This is a genomic window from Acidobacteriota bacterium (assembly GCA_030697165.1).
Classification (GTDB): Bacteria; Acidobacteriota; Vicinamibacteria; order Vicinamibacterales; family UBA2999; genus 12-FULL-67-14b.
On record JAUYQQ010000011.1, the window covers coordinates 161,851 to 176,237 of the forward strand.

Genomic DNA, 14,387 nt, shown 5'->3' on the forward strand with positions numbered 1-14,387 from the left:
TTACTTTCCCTTACGGCGGGCAGGCAGACCCAGTGTGTCGAGCATGCGCTCGTCCTCACGCCAGCCTTCGCGGACCTTGACGTGCAGATCGAGGAACACCCGCGCGTCGAAGAACGCCTCGAGCTCCTTGCGCGCCGCCGTCCCAATCTCCCGGATGCGCGCGCCGGCGCGGCCGATCAGGATCGGCTTCTGGCTGTCGCGCTCGACCAGGATGGTGCAAAAGAACCGCATCAGCCCCTTGGCGTCGGCCTCTTCGAACTTATCGACCACCACGGCCGTGGAGAACGGCAGTTCGTCACGCGTTTGTTGCAGCACCTGCTCGCGAATCAGCTCGGCCACGAAAAACCGCTCCGGCTGATCGGTGAGGTAGTCGTCCGGATAGATGGGGTCGCCCTCGGGCAGGTGCGACAGCAACACCCTCTCCAGCCGATCGACGTTCTCGCCGGTCAGCGCCGAGACCGGCACCAGGTCCGCAAAGCCCACGGCCTTTTCGTACTCGGCCAGCCGCGGCAACAGGGACGCCTTGTCCGCAATGTCGACCTTGTTGAGCACGAGGACGCGCGGCACCTTCGACCGGCGAATGACATCCATCAGGAAGTCGTCACCCGCCCCACCTGGCTCGCTGCCATCGACGACGACCGCGATCACGTCCACTTCCTTGAGCGTGTCGAGCGCGGCATCCACCATGCGCACGTTCAAGCGATGCAGCGGCTTGTGCACGCCAGGAGTATCCAGGAACACGACCTGACCTTCGCCCCCCGACTCCGCTCGGGGCGACCCTGAGCCTGTCGAAGGGTCTGGATAGTTCTTAACGCCGACAATTCGATTGCGGGTGGTCTGGGGTTTGTCGGAGACGATGGCGAGTTTCTGGCCGACCAGCTTGTTGAGCAACGTGGACTTGCCCGCATTCGGGCGGCCGATCAGTGCCACAAAGCCGGCCTTCAACGCACCGCCTCGCGCTCGCCGGCATCTTCGTCCTGGCGTCGCAGGCGGACGCGGGTGATACGGCGCTGTTCGGTCTCGAGAATCTCCACGTCGAGGCCGTCGAGGTCAAAGTGCTCGCCGACGGCCGGCACGCGGCCGAGCCGTGACAACAGGAAGCCGCCAACGGTCTCGAAGCCCTGGCCTTCGATGGTCACCCTCATGAGGTTGGCCATCTCCTCGACGTGGGTGCTGCCGCTGAACACGAACTGGCCGCCGCCCTCATCGAGGATCCGCTCGACTTCCACATCGTACTCATCGCGGATCTCGCCGACGATCTCTTCGAGCAGGTCCTCGACCGTCACCAGGCCCGCGGTGCCGCCGTACTCGTCGACCACGATGGCGCTTTGCAGACGCTTGCGCTGAAACTCCTTCAGCAGTTCAGGTACCCGGTTGGTTTCGGGCACGAAGTGCGCCGGACGCGTGAACGGCAGGATCGGGCCCGAAGTGGGCGCGCCGCGCATGATCAGATCCTTCAGGAAGATGAAGCCGGTGACGTTATCCAGCGAGTCCTTGAAGACGGGAATGCGCGAGTACTGCTGTTCGCGAAACAGCGTGTAGAGCTGCTCGATGGTCGCCGATTGGTCGATGCCGATGATGTCGGGCCGCGGCGTCATGACCTCGCGCACCATCGTTTCGCGGAAATCCGCCAGGTTACGCAGCAGCTCACGGGCCTGCCCGTCCTGGGCCGCTTCGACCTCGGCCTGCACCGGCGTCCTCTCCGTGGTGGGCGGGTCGGCGTGGCCGTTGCCGTTCGCCGCCGGTGCCCGGCGCCGGCTGGTGCCCACGCGCAGCAGTGCCGCCGTCAACGGGCGCAGCCCCTTCGCCACGACGTCAAACGAGGGCAGCAACACATCGAGCACACGTTCCGGGTCTCGCCGCACGATCAGCAGCGGGATCAGGTGCTCGCAGCTCAGCATGACGCCAATCACCGAGAGCACCAGCAGTGGGAAGCCGGCTGGATCGACGCCGGTCACCCGCGCGAGTAGCGCCGTTGACAGGACCGTGATGATCGAAAACAGGATGCGAACGGGAATGAACAGGCGGCGCGGGTCGTCCAGGTACCACCCGAGCGCGTCATCCCGGTCGGTGCGTTCGGCATGGATCCGGAGCGATAACCGCATCAGGGCGTTGAAGCCCGCCGACACCGTACCCAGGTAGGTGGCGGCACACCCCAGCAGAAACAACAGCAGCGGTGTCATCGGGCCCGTTCTATGAGTCCTTCGCGCAAACCCGCCTTCTTGCGCAGCCGCGCTTCGGCGCGCGCCATCTTGCCACCGTCGGTGTCGTGATCGTAGCCCAGCAGGTGCAACAGGCCGTGCAGCGCGAGCACCCGCAGCTCGGTGCTGACCGGATGCCCGGCTTCGCGCGCTTGTCGCGCGGCCACGCCGGCCGCGATGACGATATCGCCCAGGAACGACGCCGGGTTCATTTTCGTGTCCGCGCCAGGCGAAAATGAACCCGGCGTCCTGGCCGGAAACGACAGCACATCGGTTGCTGCGTCCTTGCCACGGAACTGTCGATTGAGCGCGCGCATGCGGCGATCCGACACCACGGCAATGCTCACGTCGCCCCGCGCCGACGCCGGCGCCCATTTCGCCAGCCAAGGGCCCAGCCCCCGTGTGGACAGGGTCCCGGAATCCGGCGAGGCGACACTAACGTGCAGACGGGCCGCTGCCATATGCGTCATACGCTTTCACAATTGCCTGCACGAGCTTGTGCCGCACGACATCCTTGTCGTCGAAATAGATGAACGAAATGCCGTCGACCTTCCCCACCACTTCCATGGCCTGCACCAGGCCCGACATGCGCCCGATCGGCAAGTCGATCTGGGTGACGTCGCCGGTCACGATGGCCTTCGAGCCAAAGCCCAGGCGTGTCAGGAACATCTTCATCTGCTCGCTCGTGGTGTTCTGCGCTTCGTCGAGAATGACGACCGCGTCGTTCAGCGTGCGGCCGCGCATGAAGGCGAGCGGCGCCACCTCGATGGTGCCGCGCTCGAGCAGGCGATCCGCCTTCTCGACGTCGAGCATGTCGTAGAGGGCGTCGTAGAGCGGGCGGAGATACGGATTGACCTTCTCCTGCAAATCGCCGGGCAGGAAACCGAGCTTCTCGCCAGCCTCGACCGCGGGACGCACCAGCACGATGCGGCTGACCTTCTTGGCAATCAGGTAACTCACGGCCTGGGCCATGGCCAGGTAGGTCTTGCCGGTGCCGGCCGGGCCCACGCCGAAGACGATGTCGTACTGGTCGATGGCGTCGAGATACCGGCGCTGGTTGGCCGACTTCGGGGCAATGCGCTTCTTGCCGGCCTGGCGCAGCTGGCCGTCCTTCAGGAAGTGGTCGCGCAGATCGATGGCGCCATCGTCCACCAGCAGTTGCGATGCCGTCTTCACGTCGCGGTCAGAAATGGAATGCCCGTCGGCGATCAGGCCGCCAAGCTGTTCGATGAGGCGCGCCACTTTGGCGGTATCCGCCGGCATCCCTTCGACCAGCAGTTCGTGGCCCTGGGTCCGGATGCGGACGTTGAGGAGGTCTTCGAGCTGCCGGAGGTTGACGTCGTAGGCCCCAAACAGGGTCGACATGCCCGTCTCGGGGACGGCTACCTTGCGCATCGACGTGGTACTAATTCAGCTATCTCCTTGTTTAACAGACAGTTAACTGCGTTTACCGAGCCTACTCGCGCCCGCAGGTGTGGTTAAGGCTATCACTCTCCTGCGGCTTTGGGCACCTCAGGCACGCGAGGCACCTGAGGCACCCTAAAGCTATGCAATCGGCCTGATGTGCAACTCGCGAATCTGGCGCGGGTCGACAGTTGAGGGCGCGTCGCACATCAAGTCAACCGCCTGCGTCGTCTTGGGGAACGGAATCACCTCGCGGATCGAGGTCTCGCCGGCCAGCAAGGCGCAAATGCGGTCGAGGCCGAGCGCCAGGCCGCCGTGCGGAGGCGTGCCATATTCGAGCGACTCGAGAAAGAAGCCGAAGCGGTTCTTGGCATCTTCTTCAGAGAGGCCGAGCAGGCGGAACACGTCGGCCTGCGTCTCGCGGTCGTGGATACGGATGCTGCCGCCACCGAGCTCCCAGCCGTTCAGGATCACGTCGTAGGCCTTCGCCAGCACCTTGCCGGGGTCCGATTTCATGAGGTGCAAGTCTTCTTCACGTGGCGCGGTGAATGGGTGGTTCACCGAGTCCCAGCGCTTCTCGTCGGCGTTCCAGCCAAACAACGGGAAGTCGGTGACCCAGGTCAGCTCCCACTTGCCTTCCGGAATCAGGTTCTGCTTCCTCGCGACTTGGAGCCGCAGTTGGCCGAGCACCTTCGAGGCCGCCTCTGGAGCGCCCGACGCGAGCACCAGCAGGTCGTCCTTCGTCGCGCCCGACGCCTCGAGCACCTTGCGCGCGCCGTCGTCGCCAATCGCCTTGGCCGACACCTGAACGCCCTCGGCCGTGTAGCGGGTGTAGATCAACCCGGCGGCGCCCAGCTGCTTGGCCTGCTCCACCAGGTCGTCCACTTCACGGCGCGAGAACTTGGCCGCGCCCGGGATGACAAAGCCCCGGATCGTGCCGCCGTGCGCCACCGCCTCGCGGAAGATGCCGAACGGCGACTCGGTGAACAGCGGCCCGAAGTCCTGGATCTCCAGGCCGAAGCGCAGGTCGGGCTTGTCGTTGCCGTACTTCGCCATCGCCTCTGCGTACGGCATGCGCCTGAACGGACGCGGAATGTCGACGCCGATTTGCTTGAAGCACGCGGCGAGCGCGCCTTCAACGATCTCGAACACCATGGCCGGCGTGGCAAACGACATCTCGAGGTCGACCTGCGTGAACTCGAGCTGCCGGTCGGCGCGCAACGCCTCGTCGCGGAAACACCGGGCGATCTGCACGTAGCGATCGAAGCCGGCGATCATCAGGATCTGCTTGAAGATCTGCGGCGACTGCGGCAGCGCGTAGAACTCGCCCGGGTGCACGCGGCTCGGCACCAGGAAGTCGCGCGCGCCCTCGGGCGTTGACTTGGTCAGGATCGGCGTCTCGATTTCGTAGAAGCCGTGCTCGTCGAAATACTTGCGCAGCGCGATGGTAATGCGATGGCGCAACGCGAGGTTGTGCTGCAACTGCGGCCGGCGCAAGTCGAGATAGCGATACTTCAGCCGCGTCTCTTCCGAGACGTTCTGATCCTCGGCGATCGAGAACGGCGGCGTCTTGGCCTCGTTCAGGATGCGCACCTGCCGTGCGCGCACTTCCACTTCACCGGTCGGCAGCGACAGGTTCACGGTCTCGGGCGAGCGGCGCTCCGCCTCGCCGAGAATGGCGACGACGAACTCCGAGCGCAGCGGCTTGGCCTTCTCGAGCAGGGCCGCGTCGCCTTCGATGATTACCTGCGTGAGGCCGTGCCGATCGCGGACGTCGAGGAACATCAACGCCCCCATGTCGCGGACGCGGTGTACCCATCCCAGGAGGACGACGTTCTGGCCGACGTCGGCGGGGCGAAGGGCGCCACAAGTGTGCGTGCGAGCGAGGGATCCGAGCTGTTCAGCCATTGTTCTTCAGTCGCCTCCGGCGTTAGCCGGAGATTGCCTTCTTCAAATACGCGGCCACATCGGCCCGCGGTCGTGGTTCGTCCTGCCGCGTCGCCAGTGTGCGAAGACTCACAGTACCTGCTGCGAGCTCCGGTTTGCCAATGACCGCTGCAAATGGAATGCCTCGCGCCTGCGCATACTGGAACTGCTTGACGAGGGCGCCCTTCTGGTTGTCTTCGGCCGGCGCCTCGGGATACAGCTCGACCCGCAACCCGGCCGCCCGCAACTCGGTCGCCAGCCCCAGGTACAGGTCGGTGCGATGGGCGAACCACTGCACGACCATCACGTCGGCCGATGACGCCACCAGGGACGCGGGAAACATGTTCCGCTCGCCCATCACGACCAGGATCCGTTCGAGGCCCAGGGAGATGCCGCAGGCCGGCACGTCCTCGCCCGAGAACATGCCGATCAGGTTGTCGTAACGCCCGCCACCACCCATGCTTCCGGCAAGGTCGGGGACCCGAATTTCGAAGATGGCGCCGGTGTAATACGACAAGCCCCTCGCGAGGTAGCTATCAAGGACCAGGAAAGGCCCGGCACTGGTGCAGTCGGTCAGCGCGAAGAGCTCCCCAAGTTCACGAATCGCGGTCTTGCCTTCGTCATTCAAGTGCTCGGCGAACCCCCCGAGCGACTGCCTGGTCATGGTGCCAAGCAACGCGCCGAGTCTGTCGGCGGCTTCCGGAGGCAGGCCGCGCTCCGCAAACTCCTTCTTCACGCCGTCAACGCCAATCTTGTCGACCTTGTCCATGGCGACAAGCGCTGGGCCATGCCGTTCCGGCGCAATGCCGGCGTGCGTCAACACGGCGTTCAGCAGCTTGCGGTGGTTGACGACGATCTGGAAGTCCTTGAAACCCAGCTTGAGGAACACATCGGCCGCCGCCGCCAACAACTCGGCCTCCACTACCATCGAGGTCGAGCCAATCGCGTCCACGTCACACTGGTAGAACTCGCGGAAGCGGCCCTTCTGGGGCCGGTCGGCACGCCACACGGGCTGCACCTGGTAGCGCTTGAAGAACTTCGGCAGCTTGCTCCGGTACTCGGCCACCACGCGCGCCAGCGGCACGGTCAGGTCGTAGCGAAGCGCGAGGTCGGCCTGCCCTGTTTCGGCGCCTTCGCCGCGCTTGAGAATCTTGAAAATGAGTCGATCGCCCTCTTCGCCGTACTTGCCCTGCAGCGTTTCGAGGTTCTCGACCGACGGGGTCTCGAGCGGCTCGAACCCGTACTGCTGGTAGACGTCGGCGATCACGCCGATCACGTGACGGCGCCGCCGCACGTCTTCCGGCAGGAAGTCGCGCATCCCACGGGCAGGTCCGGTGTTCACTTGAATCCTAACGGCTTGGAGGGCCGGGTCTCGGTTGAGTAGTCGAGCCGGTACTTCACGTAGTTGTCGGCATACCAGCGGATCTCGGCGACTTCCTCGTCGGTCAGCTGCCGCTTCACCTTGCCGGGTCGCCCGATCACGAGCGACCGCGCCGGGATGCGCGTGCCCTCGGTCAGCAACGTGCCGGCGGCAATCACGCAATCCGACTCGATGTGCACACCGTTCAGCAGCACCGCCGCCATCCCCACCAGCACGCGATCCTCGATCGTCGCCCCGTGGACGACCGCCGAGTGCCCCACCGTGACCTCATCGCCGATGATCGTCGGATGCGTCTCGCGCATGACGTGGATCATCGTCAGATCCTGGATATTGGTCCGCTTGCCGATGCGGATGTGGTTCACGTCGCCGCGGATGACCACGTTCATCCACACCGAGGATTCGGCGCCAATCGCCACATCGCCGATCACCTGGGCGCTCTGGTCGACGTAAGCGCTCTTGTCAACGGTGGGCGCGAGGCCTTTGAAGGTTCGGATCATGAGGTCCGGCCGACCTCAGATCTTTGGCAGCGTGACGCCGCGCTGGGCTTGGTACTTGCCCTTCTTGTCCTTGTACGAAATCTCGCAGGGCTCGTCGCTCTGAAAAAACAGCACCTGCGCAATGCCCTCGTTCGCGTAAATCTTCGCCGGCAGCGGCGTGGTGTTCGAGATCTCGATCGTGACGTGGCCTTCCCACTCGGGCTCGAACGGCGTGACGTTCACGATGATGCCGCAGCGGGCGTAGGTGGACTTGCCCAAACACACCGTCAGCACGTCGCGCGGAATGCGGAAGTACTCGACGGTAGAAGCCAGCGCAAACGAGTTCGGCGGAACGATGCACACGTCGCCGACGATGTCGACAAACGACCTCGGGTCAAAGTTCTTGGGGTCCACCACCGTGTTGTAGACGTTGGTGAACACCTTGAACTCGTTGCCGACCCGGCAGTCGTAGCCGTACGACGAGACGCCGTACGACACGACCCCGGCGCGGACCTGCCGGTCCTCGAACGGCTCGATCATGCCGTGCTCGAGCGCCATCTTGCGGATCCACCGATCTGCCTTAATCGCCATACGTTTCTCTCGGGAACCGGCAGTCGGCAGTCGGGAGTCGATCCGAAAAGCGAACTCCCGGCTCCCGACTCCCGACTCCCGACTCCCGGCAGGTTCTAGAGCTCCATTCCGCGGAAGAAGTAACCGAGTTCGAACGCCGCCGTCTCCGGGGCATCCGATCCGTGCGTCGCGTTGTTGTCGATCGACGCGCCGAAATCCTTGCGCATGGTGCCGGCCTCGGCCTTGGCCGGGTCGGTCGCACCCATCAGGTCGCGCCACTTCTTGATCGCATCCGGCGCCTCGAGGCACAGGACGACGCAGGGGCCCGACGACATGAAGTCGGTCAGCCCGCCGAAGAAGGGCCTCGCCTTGTGGACGTGGTAAAAGCCTTCGGCCTCGCCCTTGCTCATGTGAATCATGCGCATCCCGCGGACGGTAAAGCCGGCCCCTTCAATGCGCGCGAGGATCTGCCCGGCGACGTTCTTCTTGACCGCATCCGGTTTAATGATGGCAAACGTTCTTTCCATATCCGACCAATTGTATCTGAAACCTCGTCATTGCCGGGGCAAGGCCCGGGAGGGATAGCACCCCAGGACCTTGAGAAACACCGTCCGGGCCGCCAGGCCCGCCAGCGCGGCCTGCACCCGGGGTTCGCTCAGGTGCCCCTCCACGTCGATGTAGAACACATACTCCCAGGGCATGCCGGGCCGGGGCCGCGACTCGAGCTTGGTGAGGTTCAACCCCTCCTCCGCGATGATGTTCAGGCAGCGAACCAGGGCGCCGTGCTCGTGGCGGGTCGACAAGACCATGGATACCTTGGCGGCAATCCGCGGATCGCAGTCCTCCGGCTGGGCCGAGACCACGACAAAGCGGGTGTAGTTGACGGCCTGGTTGGCGATCTCGCGCTTCAGCACGTGGAGCCCGAAGTGCACGCCGGCCTCTTCGCTGGCAATGGCCGCCTCGGTCGGGTCCTTCAGGTCACGCACGTGGCGGGCCGCTAGGGCGGTGTTCGCGGCCGCCACGCCTTCACACCCCGGCAGCCCCCCCAGGAACTCGCTGCACTGCGACAGCGCCTGCGGATGCGAGTGAATGCGGCGGATGGACCCGAGCGGCACGTCGGCCACGCCGAGCAGGCAATGGCGAACATCGACAATCTCCTCCCCGACCAGGGAGAGGTTGTAACGCAGCAACAGGTCGTAGGCCTCGTAGACCGACCCCGCAGTCGTGTTCTCAATGGGCAACATCCCGCGATCGACGTGGCCTTCGATCACGGCCTCGAGCATCTCCCTGAAGGTGGCGTAGGCCTTCAGCCCGACGGCCCGGCTCGTCACACCAAAGTGCTGCAGCGCCGCCTGGTGTCCGTAGGCGCCCTCGGTACCCTGGAACCCCACCCGTAGTTCCGTCTGGGCCGCATCGGGCGTCGCGTGCAGCTCGTCGTGCTGGCGCCGGACCGAGTCGTCCAGGATCTCGCGGAAGATGCGCCGGACAAACGCCGGGTCGAGACCCAGCCGCTCGCCGACGGCCGAGCGGTGCTGCAGCAGCGCCGTTTCCCGGTCGGCGTCGCGCACCGGGCCATCGCCATCGGCCTTGACCCGCGCAATGTCGCGCGCCAGCCGCGCCCGTTCACCGAGTGCCGACACCAGCACGGCATCGATATCGTCCAGGCTCTTCCGAAGTGCCGCAAGATCCTGGCTGGTCATCTACGTCATCACTTCAACTAGAGCCTGGCCCATGTCGGCCGGGCTCTTGACGACCCGCACGCCCGCGGCGGTGAGCGCGGCCATCTTCTCGGCCGCCGTGCCCTTGCCGCCGGCGATAATCGCCCCGGCATGGCCCATCCGGCGCCCTTCGGGCGCGGTCTGGCCCGCGATGAAGGCCACGATCGGCTTCTTGAAGTTCACCTTGATCCACGCAGCGGCCTCTTCCTCGGCCGAGCCGCCAATCTCGCCGATCATGATCACCGCATCGGTTTCCGGATCCTTTTGGAACAGGTCCAACGCGTCGATATGCGTCGTCCCGATCATCGGGTCGCCGCCAATGCCAATGCAGGTGCTCTGCCCCAGGCCCTGGCGCGTGAGCTGGTCGATGGCCTCGTAGGTCAGCGTGCCGCTCTTCGAGACAATGCCAATGCGGCCTTCCTTGCAAATGTTGGCCGGAATAATGCCGGCCTTGCCCTTGCCAGGCGAGATGATGCCCGGGCAGTTCGGCCCGATCAGGCGCGTGCCGGGATAGTCCTTCATGAACGTCATCGCCTTCAGCATGTCGACGACCGGAATGCCTTCGGTGATGCAGACGACCAGGCCGATGCCGGCCTCGGCCGCCTCCATGATCGCGTCGGCCGCAAACGGCGGCGGCACGAAAATGACCGAGGCGTTGGCGCCGGTTTCCTTCACCGCGTCGGCCACCGTGTTGAACACCGGCCAGCCTTCGTGCGTGGTGCCGCCCTTGCCGGGCGTGACGCCACCGACGACCGTGGTGTGGTACGCCGCGGCGGCCTTGGCGTGGAACGTGCCCTCACGACCGGTGATGCCCTGGACGATTAACCGCGTGTTGTTGTCGAGTAGAACTGCCATTAGCGACCTCCCGCAGTCTTGCTGGCCAGGGCCACGACCTTGTCGGCCGCCTCGCTCATCGTGTCTGCGGTCGCAAAGTTCAGTCCGCTTTCGGCGAGCATCTTCTTTCCTTCCTCGACGTTCGTTCCCTTCATGCGAATCACAATCGGCACCGGCACGCCCAACTCCTTGACGGCCGCGATCACCCCGGCCGCCAGCACGTCGCAGCGCAGGATGCCGCCGAAGATGTTGATCAGCACGGCCGTGACGTTCTTGTCCGACATCAGGATCTTGAACGCGTTGCGAATCTGTTCGGCGTTGGCGCCACCGCCGACGTCGAGGAAGTTGGCCGGCGAGCCGCCGGCCAGCTTGATGATGTCCATGGTGGCCATGGCCAGGCCGGCGCCGTTGACCATGCAGCCAATGGTGCCGTCGAGGCGGATGTAGTTCAGCGAGAACTTCGAGGCTTCGACCTCCAGCGGATCCTCTTCGCTGATGTCGCGCAGTTCGCGGATGTCGGGCTGCCGGTACATCGCGTTGTCGTCGAAGTTCATCTTGGCGTCGAGCGCCAGCAAGTCGCCGCTCTTGGTCACGATCAGCGGGTTGATCTCGAGGATCGACGCGTCGGTGGCCAGAAATGCAGCGTAGAGGGCCATCATCATCTTGACGCCCTTCTTCAGCGAGTCGCCGGCCAGGCCGAGCGCAAACCCGAGTTGCTGGGCCTGGAACGCCTGCAGACCGACGCCCGGGTGGATGAACACCTTGAAAATCTTCTCCGGCGACTCCTCGGCGATCTTTTCGATCTCCACGCCGCCCTCTTTGCTGACCATGAGGACAATGCGCTGGGTCGAGCGGTCAACGACGAGGCCGAGATAGAGTTCCCGGTCGATGGCCAGGCCTTCTTCCACGAGCAGGCGCGAAATCTTCTGGCCGTCGGGACCCGTCTGGTAGGTCACGAGCGTCTTACCAAGCAGCTCGCGCGCAACCGTCTCTGCCTCGTCGGCCGACTTGGTGAGCTTGACGCCCCCGGCCTTGCCGCGGCCGCCGGCATGAATCTGCGCCTTGACCACCGACACGGGGCCGCCCAAGCGCTTGGCAATGTCACGAACTTCTTCGGGCGTGAACGCCACCTCCCCGCTGGGAACCGGGACGCCGTACTTGGAGAGAACTGCTTTGGCTTGGTACTCGTGGATTTTCATGTGAAGGCGACCAGTTTAATACATTCGGGGTGCTAACATTAGAAACCGAGTCCTCCTCAATGACACCCCAGAAGGCGTTTTCTTCATCCGTCGGCTCGAAATTCCTGATCGCCCTCACCGGGCTGTTTCTGTTCCTGTTCCTCGTGAGCCACCTGGCCGGCAACCTGCTGTTCATCGCCGGCCCCGACCAGTTCAATCACTACGGGCACGCGCTCATCAGCAACCCGCTGATTCTGTTCGCCGAAGCCGGCCTGGTCGCCATCTTCCTCGTGCACATCTTCAAGACGGTCGTCGGGTTTGTCGCCAATCGTGGCGCCCGGCCCGCGCGGTATGCCGCGAACAGGTGGGCCAGGACCAAGAACGATCGCAGCCGCAAGAGCCTGTCGTCGACGACGATGATCCTGACCGGCAGCATCACGCTGCTGTTCGTGATTACCCACCTGGTGACGTTCAAGTTCGGCGCCTACTACGAGACCGCCGACGGCGTTCGCGACCTCTATCGCCTGCAGCTGGCGATCTTCAGCGACCCCACCTACGTCCTTTTCTACCTGGTGTGCATGGCCGTGATTGGCTTCCACCTGTGGCACGGCATCTCGAGCGCCGCGCAGTCTTTCGGGCTCGACAGCCCCCAGTGGACACCCCGCATCATCTGGACCGGCCGGTTGCTGACCGCGGTCATCACCGCCGGCTTCGCCCTGCTGCCGGTCTACACCTTTGTCGTGGGGCGCAACTGATATGGTTCTCGATTCCAAGACGCCGAGCGGCCCGATTGGCGACAAGTGGGACCGCCGCAAGTTTGAAAACAAGCTGGTCAACCCGGCCAACCGCCGCAAGTTCCAGGTGATTGTCGTCGGCACGGGCCTGGCGGGCGCCTCGGCGGCGGCCTCGCTCGGCGAACTGGGCTACCCGGTGAAGGTGTTCGGCATTCACGACAGCCCGCGCCGCGCCCACAGCATTGCCGCCCAGGGCGGCATCAACGCCGCCAAGAACTACCGCAACGACGGCGACAGTATCTATCGCCTGTTCTACGACACCATCAAGGGGGGCGACTACCGCGCCCGCGAAGCCAACGTGTATCGGCTGGCCCAGGCGTCGGTCAGCATCATCGACCAGTGCGTGGCCCAGGGCGTGCCGTTTGCCCGCGAGTATGGCGGCCTGCTCGACAACCGCTCGTTCGGCGGCGCCCAGGTGTCGCGCACCTTCTATGCGCGCGGCCAGACCGGCCAGCAACTGTTGCTCGGCGCCTACCAATCGATGATGCGGCAGGTGGATGCCGGCACGGTCACGCTCTACCAGCGCCGCGAGATGCTCGACCTGGTGGTCGTCGACAACCAGGCTCGAGGCATCGTGTGCCGCAACCTGGTGACCGGCGAGCTCGAGTCGCACACCGCCGACGCCGTGCTGCTCTGCACGGGCGGATACGGCACCGTGTTCTACCTGTCGACCAACGCGGTGAACTCCAACGTGACGGCCGTCTGGCGCGCGCACAAGAAGGGCGCGTTCTTCGCCAATCCCTGCTTCACGCAGATTCACCCAACCTGCATTCCGGTCAGCGGCGATCACCAGTCGAAGCTGACGCTGATGTCTGAAAGCCTGCGCAACGACGGCCGCGTGTGGGTACCGAAGTCACAAGGCGACAAGCGCCCGCCCGCGCAGATTCCCGACGCCGAGCGCGACTACTACCTCGAGCGGCGCTACCCGGCGTTTGGCAACCTGGTGCCACGAGACGTGGCCTCGCGCGCGGCCAAGGCCGTCTGTGACGAGGGCCGCGGCGCCGGCGACTCGGGCCTGAGCGTCTACCTGGACTTCGCCGACGCCATCAAGCGCAGCGGCGTTGACACCATCAAGGCGCGCTACGGCAACCTGTTCGACATGTACACCCGGATCACGGACGAGAACCCGTACCAGGTCCCCATGCGCATCTACCCGGCCGTGCACTACACGATGGGCGGCCTGTGGGTGGACTACAACCTCCAGTCCACCATTCCCGGCCTGTTCGTGTTGGGCGAGGCCAACTTCTCGGACCACGGCGCCAACCGCCTGGGAGCCAGCGCGCTGATGCAGGGCCTGGCCGACGGCTATTTCGTGGCGCCCTACACGGTGGCCAATTACCTCGGCGGCGCGACGCTGGCGCCAGTGGCGGCCTCGCACGACGCGTTCGGCGCCGCCCAGGCCGACGCACAGGCCCGCATCGACAAGGTGCTGCAGGTCAAGGGCAAGCGCACCGTCCGCGAGTTCCACCGAGCGATTGGCGCCATTTGCTGGGACCACGTCGGCATGGCGCGCACCGAAGCCGGGCTGTCGGGCGCGATCAGCCAGATTCGCACCCTGCGCGACGAGTTCTGGCAGGACGTCACCGTGCCGGGTGCCCCCAACAACCTGAACCCGGGCCTCGACTACGCCGGCCGCGTGGCCGACTACATGGAGTTTGCCGAAGTGCTGGCGCTCGACGCCCTCGAACGGCGCGAGTCGTGCGGCGGCCACTTCCGCGAAGAGTTCCAGACCCCCGACGGCGAGGCGCTGCGCAAAGACGACGAGTTCTCGTATGTGGCAGCGTGGGAGTTCAAGGGCGTCGGTGCCCGGCCCGAGCTTCACAAGGAACACCTGGTATTCGAAGAAGTGCATCCGACGCAGCGGAGCTACAAGTAGGGGCGGGTAAGGCTGGTGGGGCTGGTGAG

Annotated in this window: 14 protein-coding genes; 2 read left to right on the forward strand and 12 right to left on the reverse strand. The window is 65.0% G+C overall.

Annotation, left to right across the window (positions count from 1 at the left end; all coding sequences use genetic code 11):
* The 12 genes from era to sucC form a co-directional block, all read right to left on the reverse strand.
* Positions 1–930, reverse strand: coding sequence for a GTPase Era (gene era / locus Q8T13_12140; GenBank protein MDP3718505.1), 930 nt, complete (start codon positions 928–930; stop codon positions 1–3).
* A gap of 11 nt (positions 931–941) precedes the next feature.
* On the reverse strand, positions 942–2,183 hold the full coding sequence (locus Q8T13_12145) for a hemolysin family protein (protein MDP3718506.1): 1,242 nt from the start codon (positions 2,181–2,183) through the stop codon (positions 942–944).
* Positions 2,180–2,662 (reverse strand): rRNA maturation RNase YbeY, encoded by a 483-nt coding sequence (ybeY, locus tag Q8T13_12150; protein MDP3718507.1) that lies wholly within the window; start codon positions 2,660–2,662, stop codon positions 2,180–2,182. Before ybeY ends, Q8T13_12145 begins: the two co-directional genes overlap by 4 nt.
* On the reverse strand, positions 2,637–3,596 hold the full coding sequence (locus tag Q8T13_12155; protein ID MDP3718508.1) for a PhoH family protein: 960 nt from the start codon (positions 3,594–3,596) through the stop codon (positions 2,637–2,639). The genes ybeY and Q8T13_12155 overlap by 26 nt, the downstream gene beginning before the upstream one ends.
* Positions 3,597–3,746: 150 nt before the next feature.
* Positions 3,747–5,513, reverse strand: a complete 1,767-nt coding sequence (gene aspS / locus Q8T13_12160; GenBank protein ID MDP3718509.1) for an aspartate--tRNA ligase — start codon at positions 5,511–5,513, stop codon at positions 3,747–3,749.
* 22 nt (positions 5,514–5,535) lie between these two features.
* Positions 5,536–6,873, reverse strand: a complete 1,338-nt coding sequence (gene hisS, locus Q8T13_12165; protein ID MDP3718510.1) for a histidine--tRNA ligase — start codon at positions 6,871–6,873, stop codon at positions 5,536–5,538.
* The gene (locus tag Q8T13_12170; protein MDP3718511.1) at positions 6,870–7,409 is read right to left on the reverse strand and encodes a gamma carbonic anhydrase family protein; all 540 of its coding nucleotides are present in this window, start codon (positions 7,407–7,409) and stop codon (positions 6,870–6,872) included. Before Q8T13_12170 ends, hisS begins: the two co-directional genes overlap by 4 nt.
* A 15-nt stretch (positions 7,410–7,424) precedes the next feature.
* Positions 7,425–7,979, reverse strand: a complete 555-nt coding sequence (gene dcd / locus Q8T13_12175) for a dCTP deaminase (protein MDP3718512.1) — start codon at positions 7,977–7,979, stop codon at positions 7,425–7,427.
* Positions 7,980–8,074: 95 nt separating this feature from the next.
* Positions 8,075–8,485 (reverse strand): nucleoside-diphosphate kinase, encoded by a 411-nt coding sequence (gene ndk / locus Q8T13_12180; GenBank protein ID MDP3718513.1) that lies wholly within the window; start codon positions 8,483–8,485, stop codon positions 8,075–8,077.
* Between the two features lie 27 nt (positions 8,486–8,512).
* Positions 8,513–9,658: a bifunctional chorismate mutase/prephenate dehydratase gene (locus Q8T13_12185; GenBank protein MDP3718514.1), complete on the reverse strand. Its 1,146-nt coding sequence runs from the start codon at positions 9,656–9,658 to the stop codon at positions 8,513–8,515.
* The gene (gene sucD / locus Q8T13_12190) at positions 9,659–10,531 is read right to left on the reverse strand and encodes a succinate--CoA ligase subunit alpha (GenBank protein MDP3718515.1); all 873 of its coding nucleotides are present in this window, start codon (positions 10,529–10,531) and stop codon (positions 9,659–9,661) included.
* On the reverse strand, positions 10,531–11,709 hold the full coding sequence (gene sucC, locus Q8T13_12195; protein ID MDP3718516.1) for an ADP-forming succinate--CoA ligase subunit beta: 1,179 nt from the start codon (positions 11,707–11,709) through the stop codon (positions 10,531–10,533). The genes sucD and sucC overlap by 1 nt, the downstream gene beginning before the upstream one ends.
* Positions 11,710–11,768: 59 nt before the next feature.
* On the opposite strand from sucC, the gene Q8T13_12200 reads away from it, so the two are divergent.
* Together Q8T13_12200 and Q8T13_12205 are read left to right on the forward strand one after the other, a co-directional pair.
* A complete protein-coding gene (locus Q8T13_12200) occupies positions 11,769–12,443 on the forward strand; it encodes a succinate dehydrogenase cytochrome b subunit (protein ID MDP3718517.1) in 675 nt (224 codons plus the stop codon).
* A 1-nt stretch (position 12,444) separates the two neighbouring features.
* Positions 12,445–14,358: a fumarate reductase/succinate dehydrogenase flavoprotein subunit gene (locus tag Q8T13_12205; protein ID MDP3718518.1), complete on the forward strand. Its 1,914-nt coding sequence runs from the start codon at positions 12,445–12,447 to the stop codon at positions 14,356–14,358.
* Positions 14,359–14,387 lie beyond the last annotated feature (29 nt).

What these genes read in the sequence shown, in the direction of transcription:
- aspS (MDP3718509.1), bottom strand. Translation starts at nt 5,513, where the DNA reads ATGGCTGAACAGCTCGGATCCCTCGCTCGCACGCACACTTGTGGCGCC.
- ybeY (MDP3718507.1), bottom strand. Translation starts at nt 2,662, where the DNA reads ATGGCAGCGGCCCGTCTGCACGTTAGTGTCGCCTCGCCGGATTCCGGG.
- Q8T13_12145 (MDP3718506.1), bottom strand. Translation starts at nt 2,183, where the DNA reads ATGACACCGCTGCTGTTGTTTCTGCTGGGGTGTGCCGCCACCTACCTG.
- Q8T13_12170 (MDP3718511.1), bottom strand. Translation starts at nt 7,409, where the DNA reads ATGATCCGAACCTTCAAAGGCCTCGCGCCCACCGTTGACAAGAGCGCT.
- Q8T13_12185 (MDP3718514.1), bottom strand. Translation starts at nt 9,658, where the DNA reads ATGACCAGCCAGGATCTTGCGGCACTTCGGAAGAGCCTGGACGATATC.
- sucC (MDP3718516.1), bottom strand. Translation starts at nt 11,709, where the DNA reads ATGAAAATCCACGAGTACCAAGCCAAAGCAGTTCTCTCCAAGTACGGC.
- dcd (MDP3718512.1), bottom strand. Translation starts at nt 7,979, where the DNA reads ATGGCGATTAAGGCAGATCGGTGGATCCGCAAGATGGCGCTCGAGCAC.
- Q8T13_12155 (MDP3718508.1), bottom strand. Translation starts at nt 3,596, where the DNA reads ATGCGCAAGGTAGCCGTCCCCGAGACGGGCATGTCGACCCTGTTTGGG.
- Q8T13_12200 (MDP3718517.1), top strand. Translation starts at nt 11,769, where the DNA reads ATGACACCCCAGAAGGCGTTTTCTTCATCCGTCGGCTCGAAATTCCTG.
- Q8T13_12205 (MDP3718518.1), top strand. Translation starts at nt 12,445, where the DNA reads ATGGTTCTCGATTCCAAGACGCCGAGCGGCCCGATTGGCGACAAGTGG.
- sucD (MDP3718515.1), bottom strand. Translation starts at nt 10,531, where the DNA reads ATGGCAGTTCTACTCGACAACAACACGCGGTTAATCGTCCAGGGCATC.
- ndk (MDP3718513.1), bottom strand. Translation starts at nt 8,485, where the DNA reads ATGGAAAGAACGTTTGCCATCATTAAACCGGATGCGGTCAAGAAGAAC.